We start from the raw sequence: 12,617 nt of genomic DNA on the forward strand, positions 1-12,617 counted from the left end.
GTCAGCCGTCCTTGACCGTGGACTCGCCGGTCTCGATGTTCCGCTCGACGGTCACCTCGGTGCCGTCGGGGCGGGTCGCCGGGTAGGTCTCGGTGCGGTCCTTGCCCGTACGCTTCGCCGCGGTCTTCTTCGGCGCGGGCAGTACGGCGTTGACGGTGCCGTGCCCGGCCAGAGCCGCGGCGCCCTTGTCCGGCGTCGCGGAGACGGCGCGCTCGTCGGGGTCGGTGGTGTCGGCCGGGCCGTCGCCGGGCGCCGTCGTCGAGGGCGCGTCGAGGTGCGTGTCGAGCCGGGTCTCGTCCGGCGTGCTGTTCTTGGCGGCCATGATGGCGCGCTCCCTTCAGGGTCAGGCGGTCAGGACGCCGCGGAGTCGGGCTGCGGCCTTGCCGGAGAAAACGGCGAGGCCGGTGTAGAACTCCAGGCGGGTGCGGTAGGCGGGCTTCTCCTGGAGTTCGCCCAGGTCGTAGACCTGGACGCCGCCGTTGGTCAGGCCGGTGACGCCCTTGTCGCCCTCGTCCTGGCCGAACTTCACGGCGTAGATGGACGAGGCCACGCTGCTGGAACCCTGCGTCTCCGTGCGGGGCAGGATGTCGACGCCAGCCGGGGTCTGGCCCGGGTCGATCAGCGGGATGCCGTTGTAGGTGGCGACCATCTTCTGGGTCAGGGCCTCGCGGACCATCTCCACGCCGCCGAGCCGCCGCGCCGAAGACTTGATCTTGGCGATGATGGCGCGGTTGGCGTAGATCGCGCCGTTCGAACCGTTGAGACCGTCGACCTGCGCCACCAGGGCGTCGAGCAGGTCGAAGAAGTCGTGCGTCCCGGCGACCGGGCCCATGCCGTTGGTCGCGGCGTCGATGACCTGCGCGCCCGTCAGGCGCTTCTTCAGGCCGTCGAACGCCTTGGCGTCCACGGCCACGTCGCCGTTGAAGAACGTGTCCTGGAACTTGTAGCTGGCGGCCTTGACCTTCATGCGGGTCTGCACCGCGCGCTGATCGTTGAGGTTGCCGCGGGTGCGGACGATGAAGCGGTCCACGTCCGCGTCGCCACCGAGGATCACCAGGCTCTCGGACTTCTGGTTCACCGTGCCCGTGGACTCGGTGTACGCCTCGTTGACCGACCGGAAGGCGACGCCGGGCAACGTGGCTTCCTCGTTGTACGAGTAGGCGTTGCCCTCGATCGTCATGAACGGGATGCGGTCCAGGATCGCGCTCTCCTGCACGAACGTCTCGATGACGCCGCGCTGGAGCTGGGTCTGAGACAGCTTCGCCGCCTCGACAAGGGTCATGGCCACGACGGGCCCTCCTTACGTGGGCCCGCCGTGGCGGGCCGGTTACTTGGTCTTGGACTCGGTCTCGTAGGCGTGCCGGAGGCGGCCCATGCCGGGTTCGACGTCCGCGGGCGGGGTGTCGCGCCCGCCGCCGCCGACGTCGCCCCAGCCCTGCGCGCTGGCGCCCAGGTAGGGCTTGTCCTTCAGCAGGTCCTCGATGGCCTTCTTGATCTGCTTGGCGTCGGGGTCGCCGTCGGCACCGATCTTGATCTTGGCGAGGTCGATGAACTTCGGGGCGTCGGCCGGGTCGGCGAGCTTGCCCGCCGCGGCGGCCTTCACCTCCGCGCGGATCAGCCGCGCGTTGGTGTCCGCGGTGATCTCGTCGCGGACCTCCTTCTTCATCGTCTCCAGGTCCGGCGGGGGATCGCCCTTGCCGCCGTCCTTGCCGCCGTCACCCTTCGGCTTCCGGCTCAGCCGGGCCTCGAGGTCGCGGACCTTCTCCTCGGCGGCCTGGCGGGCGTCGCGCTCCGCCTTCAGGGCCTTCTTGCCGCCCTCGCCGAGCTGGTCGTCATCACCCTCGCCACCCCCGTCGCCGCCTCCGCCGCCGGAGCCTCCGCCGTCGCCGCCCTTCCCGGCGTCGCCGTCCCCGCCTCCGCCGTCGCCGCCGTCGGCGTACAGGAAGGGCGACATCGGGCCGCGGCCGTAGGGGTGGGACCAGCCGCCACCGATGACGGCCAGGGTGTTCTTGCGTGTGCGGAGCATCGCGCTCCCCCTTCTCAGTCCGCGCGGCATCGCGCCGCGCGCGCCCCGGGCCTCGCGCCCGGGAGGTCAGCGGTCGAGCAGGTGCAGGGGAATGCCCGCCTGCTCGGCCATGTCGTGCACCGCCTCGGTGATCACGCGCTCGTACGCGGCGAGGTCGGTCTGCGGGACGTAGCACTTGTCGTTGACGTACACCCAGAGGGCGCCAGGCATGGTGCAGTCGGCGGTCATCGGGTGCCGGTCGGCGTACACCCAGCGTTCCTGGATCAGCTGCATGTGCTCGGCGCAGGTGACGGAGTTGTCCAGCTGGGCATCCCACATGACGTGCCACACGCCTGGCCTGCCGCAATCTGTGGTGGCCGTGGCTGGCTTGTAGCCGCAGGTCTGGCCGCTCAGCGGGCGCGGATCGCCCTTGGGCGCGAACGGGTCCATGCGGCCCCCTCAGTAGATGTAGCCGTGCTTCTTCAGCAGCCGCAGCTGGTGGTCGCGGTCGTCGGCCAGACGCAGGATCTCCTCGGGCATCAGCCGCGGAGTGTTCGAACGGCGGTACCGCTGGCCGGGCACCTTGTCGGCGCCCGCGTCCACGGACAGGCGCTTCCCGGCGATACCGCGCACCGTGCTGCCCTCGGTGGTGGCCGCCACCTTCCGGCCGTGCACGGTCATCGTCTGCATCCCGCGGCGGGCGTTGACGACCTGCGCCAGGTCCGCGCCCTTCTCCAACGCGTCCACGGCCGCCGCGCCCAGCCGCTTGCGCTGCTCGGCCGGGGACATCTGCTTCACCAGGTCGTCGGGGCTGGGCACGTCGCCCCACCGCTCGATGTCGATCGGGTCCATGCCGCAGTCGCACTTGGGGTGCCGCTTGAAGCCGGTGCTGTAGCTGTACTGGCGCCCGGCGAGCAGGATGCACCGGCCGCACGCGGGCAGCTTCACCACGCGTACGTACGCGATGCAGCGTCGGTGCGCGGTCATCGACACCGACGTCGCGGCGCGCGAGGCGTCGGCGATCTGCGTGGCCACCATGCGGGCCATCTGGTTCATGCCCGCCAGCAGCGCCGTGCGCGGGTCCGCGCCCGCCGCGAGCGTCGTGTACGTGGTGATCGCGGGCTGGAACAGCAGCGTGGACAGCGGCCGTCCGTCGGAGGCGACGTCGGCGAGCGCGGCCGGGACCAGCTCGGCCGCAGGCCGCTCGGCGGCGCCCCGCTCGGCCATGGCCTGCGCGACGAACGCCTGCGCGCCCTGCGCCGCAGTCAACTGCCCGGCGACGACGGCGTCCAGGATCGCGGCGCCCTGGTCGCCCTGGAGCGCGGCGAGGATCTTCTCGGCGGATAGCCCGGACCAGATCGCCTGCACGTGCGCGACGACCGCCTGCGCGAGGGACTGCACCTGCCGGTACCGGGCGTCGGCTACGTCGCTCACGCCGCCTCCGCCTCGTCCTCCTCGCCGCCGTCCTCGGCGTCCTTGGGGCCGAACGAGGAGAAGGCTTGCGCGGCGGCCTGCGCTGCGGCCTGCGCCTGGGTGTCGCGCAGCCGCACCCATTCGTCGATCTGCTCGGGGTCGACGTCGGGGATCATCCGCCACAGCGCCTCGTCGGGCACGCCGATCGCCTTGTACTTGGTGAGGACGTCGGCGTACTGCGCTTCGCTGCGGAACTGCGCGTCGCGCCACACGGTGCGGCCCATGGCCAGGCTCTGCGCGCGGGCCGGGTCGCCGGAGACGAGGGCCTCCAGCCGCATGATCTCGCGCAGGTCCGCGCCGAAGTGCAGCTGCCGGTCCTTCGCCTTCGCCACGAGCCCGGACTCGGCGGCCTCGAGAGCGTCGGCGGCGATGTTCGCCATCTCGCCCAGCAGGTACTGCGGCGGGGTGCGGGTCTGCGCGGCGATGTGCCGCACCGCCTGCGAGATCACCTTGAGGTACGCGTCGAGGTCGGCGGCGGCGAACTGGCCGATCGCTGCCCCGGCCTTGGAGAGCCACAGCAGGCGGTCCCGGGAGTACTGCCCGAGCGGGACGTCCTCCTCGCCGATGATGTCGCCGGTCTCGGGGTCGACGAGATCCTTCGTCGGCTTGTCCATCCCCAGGACCACGCGCTGCGGCAGCGCCGCGAAGTCAGCCGCCGTGAACAGGTGCGCCCACAGCGTGTTCACCGCGTCCTGCAACGGCGCCACCGCCGCGATCTCCGACTGCGGACTGCCGTGCAGGCGCGCGCGGTTCGCGATCTCCACGAGGGGCACCAGCCCCGTCGGGTTGATCAGGTCCGTCGGCTCCGACGTCGGCACGCCGACCGTACGCGCGACCCACTCCCCGCCGTTCAGCGCCCGCTGCCGCCGGTAGGCCATCGCCCGCCCGGCCGCGCTCGCGCGCACGAACAGCGTCGCGAACTCGTGACTCCCGTCGCTCCAGACGCGCAGCCCGGCCCGGCGCACGCCGCGCGTGCCGGGGACGTAGTCGACGATGGCCTGCCCGGCGGGAATGAAGGTGATGTCCGACTCGCCGCGGGTGTTCCACACCAGGCCGTGACTGCGGGCGACCACCAGCGCGTCGAGGATCGCGAGACCGACCTCCACGTCCGCGCCGTTGCGACGCCACGCGCGCCCGGCCTCCTTGTCCGGCGTGCCGTCCTCGCCGTGGAACGCGACGACCGACAGCCGCTCCCGCAGCGTGTCCGGAACCGTCTTGCACCAGTTATCGGAGAAGTCCTCGAACAGGCCGCCGGTCTGCTCGGCAAACTCCGGGGACGCGTACTTCAAAGGGCGCTCCCCCTCGTACAGGTCGTTCCACTCCTTGACCTTCTCCTCGCGCCGGGACAGGCGCGCCCGGAGCTTCCGGATCATCACCTCGGGCCGGTCGTCGTCGGCCAACTGCGTACTGCCGTCGGGCAACACGGGCGCCCCCCTCCGCGCCTCACGCGCTCGATGCCTGGTCCCTGATCACCTTGCGGCGCAGGTAGCCGTCGACCGCCATCACCAGGGCGGCGACGCCGTCGATACGGGCAGTGGACTCATCACGCTTCGGCTTCACCGGGCGGATGTTGTCGTTGCCGTCGCGGATCACCTCGACGCACGACGCGTTCCAGCGCATGACCTTGTGCCCGTCGTGGACGAACGCCCGCTCCCGCAGCAGCCGCTCGACTTCCTTCGCGGCCGGGCCCATCCCCAGGTACGTCTGGTTGACGGGCACCACTTCCCCGATGCGGGTGTTCGCCTCGATGCGCTGGAGCGAGCCGCCCGTGAACATCCGGTCGTACGACACGCGCTGAATGCGGTACGTACGCGAGTCCGCGAGGATCTGCTCCTCGATCGCCGCGTAGTCGATCGCGTCGCCCTCGGTCAGCGTCAGCAGCCCGGCGTCAGCCCAATCCCGCAGCGGCATCTGGAGCTGGTGGCTCAGGTCGTCGCAACGGTCCTCCGGCACCCAGAACCGAGGGACGATCTCCAGCTCCCTGCCGCGCTGCCGCGAGCGGACCACCAGCACCCAGGCGGAGAGGTCGGAGACGGCCGACAGGTCCAAGCCGCCCCACGCGGGCTGGAAGCGCTGACGGCGGGCCTCGGTCAACGCGCCCTCGTTGGCATCCCACAGCGGCATCGGCAGCCACCGCACACGCGAGCGCATCCGGCGGTTCAGGTGCAGGCGGCAGAACGTCGGGAAGTACGACGGCGTCACGCGCGCCTTGTTCGCCTCCTTGCGGAGATACGCCAACGTCGGCGACACCCCAAGACCGGGGTTGGCCTTCCGCCACGTCTCCTCGGCGAACGGATCGTCGCCCTCTTCCGCCGCCCAGATCACCCCGTAGTGCGACGGGTCCTCGACGACCATCTCCGCGACGCGCACCGTGTACGTGTGCTTCTCGTCGTAGATCGTGCCCTCGTCGCCCTCGTCCGCCGTCGTGATGAAGATGATCAGCGGCTGATCGCGGGCGCCCGTACCGGTCTCGATCGCGTCGACCAGGTCGCGCCGCTTGTGTACGTGCACCTCGTCGATCACGCCACCGCTGACGTTGAGGCCGTGCGCCGTCTCCGCGATCTTCGACAGGGCCCGTAGGACGCCGCCCGTCCGCGGCGTCAGCAACACCTTGGCCCGCGCGTCCACGCGCCCGCGCACGGCGCGGCTCGTCTGCGCCATCCGCTTCGCGTCGTCGAAGACGCGGGACGCCTGGTCCAGCGAACCGGCCGCGGCGTACACCTCGGGGCCGATCTCCCGGTCCGCCAGCAGCAGCGTCAGCGCCGCACCCGAGGAGATCGTCGACTTCCCGTTCTTCCGGGGTACCTCGATCCACGCCGTGCGGATCACCCGCACCGGCCGCCCGGCCTCCTCGTCGTCGTACAGCCAGCCGAAGACGGGGGCGATGGCCCAGATCAGCTGCCACGGGTCGAGCAGCAGCGCGTTGCCACCCCACCGGCCCTTCGTGTGCTTGAACGACTCGATGGCGTTCTTCGCCCGCCGCGCGGCCGGGACGTCGAACCAGGCGCCGTCCCGGCGGTGTGCCTGGTTCGCGACGATCAGCGGCCGGGAGGCCAGCGCCTCGGCGATCCGCTCATCGGTCATGCCCAGTTCGTGCAGTGCGGCGCGCGGTACCGGCAGCTCGTCGGCCTCGTCCTGCTCGGTGAGCTGGAACCGTCCGTCAGTCGAACACGCCGTCGTCATCCGGGTCCCCGCCCTCCGGCGGCGCGATCCGCCCCCGAGACGACGGCGACAGCCCCAGCTCGCCGATGTACGCCTTCAGCTGCGTCCGGTACTGCGTCGCGACCGTCGTCAACGGGTTCCGGCACGGCCCGCGCTGCCCCATCGTGATCAGGCCCTCGGCCGACAGACGCCGCTCACACCACTCCAGCCGAGCCACGCACACGCAGTAGTCCACCGTCGTCGACCGGTCCACCGCCGACAGCCCGGCCGCCACCTGAAGGACCGGCACGACGCGCGCCCACTCGCGCGCCGCCACCGCCCGCGAGAAGTCGGCGGCCTCGCTGGCGAGCTTGACGCGCTGCCAGGCGTCGACCTCACGCCGGTACTCCCGCAGCTCCTCGTCGTCCGCGCCCCGCGGGGCCCTCGGCTTGGCCGGCACCTTCACGACGGGGAACAGCTCCGCCCAGTCCGGTTCGACCAGCTCGACCGGCGGGACCTTCACGCCCTCGCGCACCGGCCGGTGACCGGGGTTGCCCTCGCGGACGACCTCGAGGGCAGGCTTCGGCTTCCGTCCGGAGACGGCCACGACCACCACCCCCTATGTCCGATTTGACCTCGTGATCAGAAGGCTCCGAACCGCGGGTACAGGATTTTGCCTCCCCGGCGGGAGACCTCACGGGCCCGGGGGAGTCACCCCCCACCCCCCGGGGGCGGCGAGGGCCAGTGCTCGCGCGCGAGGTCGTTCGACAGGTCGCGCAGGTTGCCCTCGGACTGCCCGTGGGGCTCGTCCTTGGGGCCGTAGAGGACGTCGTCGATAGCCCTGGAGAGGGCCATGGTGCGCTCGGACTGGTCCGCGATGGCCTGGGAGAGCTTCGCGCGGGCCTCGGCTACGTCTGCCTCTCCGACGCTGACGTCGAGGTGGGCCCGCTGGAGCCGTTCGAGCTGTTCGGGCGTGGGCTGGTGCTTGGGCATCGGGGTGAGCCTCTCGGGTCGGGTCAGCAGGGGTCAGCGGGCGTTCCATCCGCCTGGTTGGAGCCGCGCTGTCTCGCTGCTGTGGCATGGGATGCACAGCGGTCGTAGGTGACGATCCGCATCGGGATCGGGATCGCGTCGAGCGATCAAGTCCTTTCGTGACACGGGGTAGTGGTCAGCGGTCTTGGATGCTCGACCACAGAGCACGCACCACGGATGGTGGTAGAGGTACGCGGCTCTGCGCTTGGCCCACCGTGTGTCGTAGCCACGCTCTGTGCTGCTGCCCCTGATCTCCTCGGCCTGGCGTGCGTGCTGCTCGCATCTGCCCTGAGTCACGGTCTGGGGGCATCCGGGGATGGGGCAGGGCTTACGGGGTCGGGTGGGCATGGGGATGGCCGTAGGCGTGCTGTACGTCCCCCATGCGCGCGAGCATGTGGTTCACGGTGTCCTGCACGCGCATGAGGTGTACCTCGTCGATCACGCCGTAGGTGGCGTTCGTGCTGAGGATGAAGCGCTGGGGTACGTGCCGGTACTGGAGCTGGGCGGAGTAGACCCGGACATGTTCGGTGTCGCCTCGCGCGACCTGGGCCCGAGCCTTCTCAACGTTGGGGTAAGGCGCGCACGTCATGAGTCATCCTCCGCCGAGTCGTCGTCTCGGCGCGCGCCCTTCTTCGCCATGTCGGTGCCCGCCTCCACCAGCAGGTGGCCGAGGGCCCGGTAGAAGTCCTGGTTGTAGACCGTGCCGTCGCGTACGGGCACGGTGACGGTGCCGACCTCTCCGCGGACCGGCGTTGTGCCGGGGAGATGGGCGATCACGCTCACGGGCACGGCGATCTCTGCGGGCATGGGTGAGCCTCCTCGACCTGGCCGTGCAGGGCGGGCAGCAGCACGCCTGTGTCATCCGCCCTGCACGGGGTTGGGTTGGGCCGCCGCCCGTACCTCCCCAGGCGCGGCGGGCGGCGGCCCTTCGGGCGCTCGACAGCGTCGGGGGTGCTGGAGCGGCCCGAGCATGGCGAAGGCCCCCGTACGTACGGGGGCCTCGGAGTGCGTGGTTCGCCCGGTTTCGGGCATGGCGATCTGCGGAGAGTGTTACAGCAGGTGACGGCGCTGGTCAAGCGGGCGCGGGTTGCTCGTCCGGTTGGAGTTCGTGCAGGTCGACGAGGGCGCGGCCTTGGTGGTCGTGGCCGTGTCGGGTGAGGGTGCCGCGGTGGAGGCGGACGCGGAGGGTGCCGGGGCGTATGCCGGTCGCCAGGTGCGCGGCGTAGATGTCGACGAGGACGGGCTCGGGGCTCATGCGTCCATGGTGCGCCAGACGGCCCGCCGCGCTCGCGTCAGTTCGGCGGGCCCTCGTGGTGCGGTTCGGTCACATGTCGAAGTGCGGCCCCGCGTAGAGCGGGTCGTCGGCGGGCTCCATGCGCCATGCGTCGTCGATGGCCTGCTCCCGGTCGAGTGGCGCGCAGTGGGCGCAGGGGCGGCGCCGGTCCGGGCAGTCGTTCCAGTGGGAGTCGATGTCGGGGTGCTGTTCGGGCATGGGTGTCACGGTCCTCTCGGGGTGGGGTGGTGCGGTAGGGGCGTACGGGTGCACGGCGCCGGTCGGGGTCAGCAGAAGTGCCGGATCGGGTAGTGGCCGCCGCAGCTGGCGCAGTAGTACAGCGGCGGCTGGTCGTAGGCGGTCTCCGGTGGCGGGGGTGTGGTCGTCGGCTCGGTGGGCATGATCGGGGTCTCCTGTTCCGTGATGGGGATGGGGAACCGGGGCGGCCGTCAGCTGCCAGGCGGGGGCCGCCCCGGGGGCTTAGATGTGGCGTACGAGCCAGTCGAGGAACACCAGGCCGACGAGCGCCAGGGCGCCGCATCCGGTGCGCCAGGAGGCGCGCTGGCGGATGCCGACGATCTCGACGCGCTCCCCGTCGGGGCGCTGCCCGTGGTGGGCGAGCTGCCGGTGACGGCCCTTCACGGCGGCCAGCTCGGGGCGGGTGGCGACGGCGCGTGCGGTGGTGCCGCAGTCGTCGCACCGGTACTGGTAGGCCATCTCGGTCGGGGTCCTCTCGGGGTGGGTAGGCGGGTAGGTAGGGGCCGGGTAGGAAGTGGGTAGGAACCGCTGTGACCTGCGGTTCCTACCGGCCTACTCGGGGCCGGGGTGGGGTCTGATCGGGGAGTGGTCGGCGGCCTCGGGGGCGGCCAGGAGGCGGGTGCTGACGGGGGTGTGAGCGGGCGGCTGGAGCGGGCCCGGGAGGGGCCCCTCGGCCGGGGCCGGGGCGGGGTCTTCCCCGAGTCCGGCGGGGAGGTCGCGGAGCAGCACTCCTTGACGGTTCAGCTGCCGCCCTCCGGCGTGCTTGAGGTTCAGGCTCTGGGTGATGGGCACCGCGGCGTCCTCGAGGGCGCGGCGTACGGCGGCCTTCGTGGCGCCGGGGATCTCGTCTGCGAGGTGGGCGAGGTGGACTCCGCGCTGTGCGGTGTCGGCGCAGATCTCGCGTACGGCGCGGGCGACGATGTCCGCGGCGGGGAGCGCCGGGGGCTCCGTGGTGGGCTGCTCCCCCGGCTCCCCCGTGTTTTGTTGATCTTGTTCGGGGGAGGGTTCCGCGCCGGGGAAGGGTGCCGCAGCCCATGCGGCGAGGGTCCACACGGCAGGCACCAGCCATCCCAGCGCGGGCGCCCGGGTGACCCCGGCCGTGGCCACCAGCGCGCCGCCGACGGCCAGCGTCGTCAACCTGCCGGCCCGCTCCTTCCCGTCGTCCGCGGTCACCCACTCCCATGTGGTGGTGACCAGGACGCGGCTGCCGGTCCACCATGCGGCGACCAACGGTCTCCCGGGCACGTACGGGCGGATCGCGTCGCGGGCGCGCACGTCACACGCCCAGGAACTTCGCGGTGGAGGCGACGATCGAGGCGGCGACGCCCCAGATGCCGCCCGCGCGCCCGGCGACGTACGCCGCGACGAACCCGAGGACGGCGACCTGCTTCAAGGTGAGCTTGCGCCAGTACAGGATCGCGGCGATGCAGCAGGCGACGGCGCCCATGCCGACGTTGCCGAGCGGACCCGTACCCCCGCCGACGCCGAACGCGGTCAGCAGCGACGCGAGGAGGTCGGCCGGGGTGGACCAGATGCCTCCGGCCCCGGCGTAGAGGGTGGCGGCCAGCGCGCCGAGGAACAGCGTGAGGTTCCAGGAGAGGGCCTTGCCCTTGCCGGTGGCCTTCACGCCCAGGACGAGGACGACCGTGACGACGAGCGCGGCGCCGCCCGCGCCGAGGTGGCCGAAGATCTCGCCATCTCCGAGGCCGGGCGAGGGCGGTGCGGCGGGGGCCGCGGGTGCAGCGGACAGCATGGCGTTTCTCCAGGTCAGAGGATGACGGGGGCATGTACGTCGGCCCCCAGGGCGGCGGCCGGGCTGTAGAGGCCCAGGGCGAGGACGGCGGAGGCGAGGGGGATGCGCGCGGCCCAGGCAAGCGGCGCATACCAGCCGCGGGTATGGCGGTCCCACTGCTGCCCGATCGCGGCGATGACGCCGATACCGACGAGCAGGGCGGGGACGACGCTGGTGTCTCGGCCGCACTCGGCGATCCAGTTGTGGATGGTGGGCACGAGCCGGGCCAGGTAGCCGACCCCGGCCGCGGACCCGTTGTAGAGCAGCACCACCGTGCGGTGGTCGAGGGCGAGGTGCTCGCGGGCCTGCGCGACCCGTTCCCGGGCGGGGGTACGGGCCGGGCGCTCGACGGCACCCTGCTCCGGCTCGTCTTCGTCGTCCTGGTCCTCCGCCGCCTCGTCCTCGTCGTCCTCGGGGTCCGGGTCGACGGCGGGCGCGGCCGGGCGGCGTACGGGCAGCGGCTGCTCGTCGGGCACGTCGGCCCACGGGGCCGCGGTCTCCTCGGGCTGGGCGAGGTCGATGGTCTGGCCGGTGCGCCAGTCGGGCAGCCGTGCGCCGCCTGCGGGCGGGCGTACGGGCGCGGCGCTGCCGGTGTCCGGGCGGGCGGGGTCGAACAGGTCGTCCCACCAGTCGTCGGCGTTCATCGGGGCTCCTCGCAGACGTGAGTGCGGGCGTCGGTGAGGGCGCGGCCGAAGCCCTGCGCGGGGTAGCCGGTGAGGACGTGGCGGCAGCCGGTGCAGCGCCAGGCGTAGCCGTGGCTGGTCCACCCGCCGCCGGGGTCGAGGTGGGTGTACTCGGCGCGGTGCAGGGTCACCGCGGTGTTGCTGGCGCTCGTCACGACGGTGACGACGCCCGAGACGGGCGGCGCGGGCCGGTACCCGGCGGGGAGCGGCGGGAGGGTCGTCGTCAGCACGTGGTGTCCTTCGCGGAGTCGTCGGCGAGGGCGTGCAGCCGCTCGGTGAGGTGGCGCAGCTGGTGACGCTCGACGGCGTCGAGGGGGCCGGTGTGCGCCAGCAGTTCGGTGGCGCGCGCCAGGGTGGCGCGCAGGTAGACGCGGGTGTGCGCCAGGTGGCGCACGGCGTCCGGGTCGAGGCCGTGGAGCGCGGCGCTGGCGCGTACGGCGTCGGGGTGTGCGCCGGGCAGCGGGGGCGGCGCGTCGGTGGCGCGCGCCGGGTGCGCCGCAGGTGGGGCGGGTGGCGCATCCGGGTGCGCCAGGTCCGGCGCGTCCGGCGCATCGTGGCGCGCGCCAGCGTCGGCCGGTGGCGCATCCTCGGGTGCGCCGTCGCGCGCCAGGGCGTCGAGGTCGCGGCGCACGGTGTCCTTGGAGACGCCGAGTTGCGCCGCGATGGCGCGCTGGCTCATGCCGGTGTGCGCCAGGTGGCGCACGGTGGTGCGCCGGTCGGCGGCGGCCGGGGTCACCACGAGACGTGTCCGGCGGCGCGGGCGACGAGGTGCGTGCACAGGCGTACCCCGGCGAGGTCGTGTCGGTGGGCGGCGAGGGTGAGGGCGTCGAGCAGCTGGTCGACGGACGGCAGGCTGCGGGGGGTGGCGTCGGCGGCGTGGATCGCGGCGTCCTCGGTGGGGCGGCGTACGGCGCGCGGGGGAACGAGCTTCACGAACTGCTCCTCGATGAGGGGCCGGGC

The 12,617-nt window shown here is 72.5% G+C and carries 20 protein-coding genes; all 20 read right to left on the bottom strand.

The window, feature by feature from the left end; all coding sequences use genetic code 11:
• Position 1: 1 nt before the first annotated feature.
• The 20 genes from D7M15_RS16250 to D7M15_RS16345 all read right to left on the bottom strand — a co-directional run bounded on the left by D7M15_RS16250 (position 2) and on the right by D7M15_RS16345 (position 12,590).
• Positions 2-322 (bottom strand): hypothetical protein, encoded by a 321-nt coding sequence (locus tag D7M15_RS16250; RefSeq protein ID WP_165906270.1) that lies wholly within the window; start codon positions 320-322, stop codon positions 2-4.
• Positions 323-343: 21 nt separating this feature from the next.
• A complete protein-coding gene (locus D7M15_RS16255; protein WP_240649671.1) occupies positions 344-1,282 on the bottom strand; it encodes a major capsid protein in 939 nt (312 codons plus the stop codon).
• Between the two features lie 45 nt (positions 1,283-1,327).
• Entirely contained in the window at positions 1,328-2,026 is a 699-nt protein-coding gene (locus D7M15_RS28500) for a hypothetical protein (protein ID WP_165906171.1), read from the bottom strand.
• Between the two features lie 66 nt (positions 2,027-2,092).
• Positions 2,093-2,344, bottom strand: a complete 252-nt coding sequence (locus D7M15_RS16265) for a hypothetical protein (RefSeq protein WP_127201759.1) — start codon at positions 2,342-2,344, stop codon at positions 2,093-2,095.
• A gap of 120 nt (positions 2,345-2,464) precedes the next feature.
• Complete coding sequence (locus tag D7M15_RS16270) at positions 2,465-3,439, bottom strand: hypothetical protein (protein WP_121518182.1); 975 nt, start codon at positions 3,437-3,439, stop codon at positions 2,465-2,467.
• A complete protein-coding gene (locus D7M15_RS16275; RefSeq protein ID WP_240649333.1) occupies positions 3,436-4,899 on the bottom strand; it encodes a phage portal protein in 1,464 nt (487 codons plus the stop codon). The genes D7M15_RS16270 and D7M15_RS16275 overlap by 4 nt, the downstream gene beginning before the upstream one ends.
• 22 nt (positions 4,900-4,921) lie before the next feature.
• Positions 4,922-6,661: a terminase TerL endonuclease subunit gene (locus D7M15_RS16280; RefSeq protein ID WP_240649334.1), complete on the bottom strand. Its 1,740-nt coding sequence runs from the start codon at positions 6,659-6,661 to the stop codon at positions 4,922-4,924.
• Entirely contained in the window at positions 6,639-7,226 is a 588-nt protein-coding gene (locus D7M15_RS16285) for a phage terminase small subunit P27 family (protein WP_121520872.1), read from the bottom strand. Before D7M15_RS16285 ends, D7M15_RS16280 begins: the two co-directional genes overlap by 23 nt.
• 104 nt (positions 7,227-7,330) lie before the next feature.
• Entirely contained in the window at positions 7,331-7,612 is a 282-nt protein-coding gene (locus D7M15_RS16290; RefSeq protein WP_121518183.1) for a hypothetical protein, read from the bottom strand.
• Between the two features lie 367 nt (positions 7,613-7,979).
• Positions 7,980-8,240 carry a hypothetical protein gene (locus tag D7M15_RS16300; RefSeq protein ID WP_121518185.1) on the bottom strand — a complete coding sequence of 87 codons (261 nt, stop codon included), beginning with the start codon at positions 8,238-8,240 and terminating at the stop codon, positions 7,980-7,982.
• Complete coding sequence (locus D7M15_RS16305) at positions 8,237-8,458, bottom strand: hypothetical protein (protein ID WP_121518186.1); 222 nt, start codon at positions 8,456-8,458, stop codon at positions 8,237-8,239. The genes D7M15_RS16300 and D7M15_RS16305 overlap by 4 nt, the downstream gene beginning before the upstream one ends.
• A gap of 265 nt (positions 8,459-8,723) precedes the next feature.
• Positions 8,724-8,906 carry a hypothetical protein gene (locus tag D7M15_RS16310; protein ID WP_121518187.1) on the bottom strand — a complete coding sequence of 61 codons (183 nt, stop codon included), beginning with the start codon at positions 8,904-8,906 and terminating at the stop codon, positions 8,724-8,726.
• A 69-nt stretch (positions 8,907-8,975) separates the two neighbouring features.
• Positions 8,976-9,143: a hypothetical protein gene (locus D7M15_RS28505; RefSeq protein WP_165906271.1), complete on the bottom strand. Its 168-nt coding sequence runs from the start codon at positions 9,141-9,143 to the stop codon at positions 8,976-8,978.
• 261 nt (positions 9,144-9,404) lie between these two features.
• Complete coding sequence (locus D7M15_RS16315) at positions 9,405-9,641, bottom strand: hypothetical protein (protein ID WP_121518188.1); 237 nt, start codon at positions 9,639-9,641, stop codon at positions 9,405-9,407.
• Between the two features lie 93 nt (positions 9,642-9,734).
• The gene (locus D7M15_RS16320) at positions 9,735-10,412 is read right to left on the bottom strand and encodes a hypothetical protein (protein ID WP_127201760.1); all 678 of its coding nucleotides are present in this window, start codon (positions 10,410-10,412) and stop codon (positions 9,735-9,737) included.
• A 46-nt stretch (positions 10,413-10,458) separates the two neighbouring features.
• A complete protein-coding gene (locus D7M15_RS16325) occupies positions 10,459-10,935 on the bottom strand; it encodes a hypothetical protein (protein WP_121518190.1) in 477 nt (158 codons plus the stop codon).
• A 14-nt stretch (positions 10,936-10,949) separates the two neighbouring features.
• Complete coding sequence (locus D7M15_RS16330) at positions 10,950-11,618, bottom strand: hypothetical protein (RefSeq protein WP_121518191.1); 669 nt, start codon at positions 11,616-11,618, stop codon at positions 10,950-10,952.
• Positions 11,615-11,887 (bottom strand): hypothetical protein, encoded by a 273-nt coding sequence (locus D7M15_RS16335; protein WP_121518192.1) that lies wholly within the window; start codon positions 11,885-11,887, stop codon positions 11,615-11,617. The genes D7M15_RS16330 and D7M15_RS16335 overlap by 4 nt, the downstream gene beginning before the upstream one ends.
• Positions 11,881-12,396: a helix-turn-helix domain-containing protein gene (locus D7M15_RS16340; RefSeq protein WP_127201761.1), complete on the bottom strand. Its 516-nt coding sequence runs from the start codon at positions 12,394-12,396 to the stop codon at positions 11,881-11,883. Before D7M15_RS16340 ends, D7M15_RS16335 begins: the two co-directional genes overlap by 7 nt.
• Entirely contained in the window at positions 12,390-12,590 is a 201-nt protein-coding gene (locus D7M15_RS16345) for a hypothetical protein (protein WP_240649335.1), read from the bottom strand. The genes D7M15_RS16340 and D7M15_RS16345 overlap by 7 nt, the downstream gene beginning before the upstream one ends.
• Positions 12,591-12,617: the final 27 nt, after the last annotated feature.

The sequence above is a fragment of the Streptomyces sp. Z26 genome, assembly GCF_003665095.1.
In the GTDB taxonomy this organism is placed as follows: Bacteria; Actinomycetota; Actinomycetes; order Streptomycetales; family Streptomycetaceae; genus Streptomyces; species Streptomyces phytohabitans.

What these genes read in the sequence shown, in the direction of transcription:
- D7M15_RS16250 (WP_165906270.1), bottom strand. Translation starts at nt 322, where the DNA reads ATGGCCGCCAAGAACAGCACGCCGGACGAGACCCGGCTCGACACGCAC.
- D7M15_RS16255 (WP_240649671.1), bottom strand. Translation starts at nt 1,282, where the DNA reads ATGACCCTTGTCGAGGCGGCGAAGCTGTCTCAGACCCAGCTCCAGCGC.
- D7M15_RS28500 (WP_165906171.1), bottom strand. Translation starts at nt 2,026, where the DNA reads ATGCTCCGCACACGCAAGAACACCCTGGCCGTCATCGGTGGCGGCTGG.
- D7M15_RS16265 (WP_127201759.1), bottom strand. Translation starts at nt 2,344, where the DNA reads ATGTGGGATGCCCAGCTGGACAACTCCGTCACCTGCGCCGAGCACATG.
- D7M15_RS16280 (WP_240649334.1), bottom strand. Translation starts at nt 6,661, where the DNA reads ATGACGACGGCGTGTTCGACTGACGGACGGTTCCAGCTCACCGAGCAG.
- D7M15_RS16290 (WP_121518183.1), bottom strand. Translation starts at nt 7,612, where the DNA reads ATGCCCAAGCACCAGCCCACGCCCGAACAGCTCGAACGGCTCCAGCGG.
- D7M15_RS16300 (WP_121518185.1), bottom strand. Translation starts at nt 8,240, where the DNA reads ATGACGTGCGCGCCTTACCCCAACGTTGAGAAGGCTCGGGCCCAGGTC.
- D7M15_RS16305 (WP_121518186.1), bottom strand. Translation starts at nt 8,458, where the DNA reads ATGCCCGCAGAGATCGCCGTGCCCGTGAGCGTGATCGCCCATCTCCCC.
- D7M15_RS16310 (WP_121518187.1), bottom strand. Translation starts at nt 8,906, where the DNA reads ATGAGCCCCGAGCCCGTCCTCGTCGACATCTACGCCGCGCACCTGGCG.
- D7M15_RS28505 (WP_165906271.1), bottom strand. Translation starts at nt 9,143, where the DNA reads ATGCCCGAACAGCACCCCGACATCGACTCCCACTGGAACGACTGCCCG.
- D7M15_RS16315 (WP_121518188.1), bottom strand. Translation starts at nt 9,641, where the DNA reads ATGGCCTACCAGTACCGGTGCGACGACTGCGGCACCACCGCACGCGCC.
- D7M15_RS16325 (WP_121518190.1), bottom strand. Translation starts at nt 10,935, where the DNA reads ATGCTGTCCGCTGCACCCGCGGCCCCCGCCGCACCGCCCTCGCCCGGC.
- D7M15_RS16330 (WP_121518191.1), bottom strand. Translation starts at nt 11,618, where the DNA reads ATGAACGCCGACGACTGGTGGGACGACCTGTTCGACCCCGCCCGCCCG.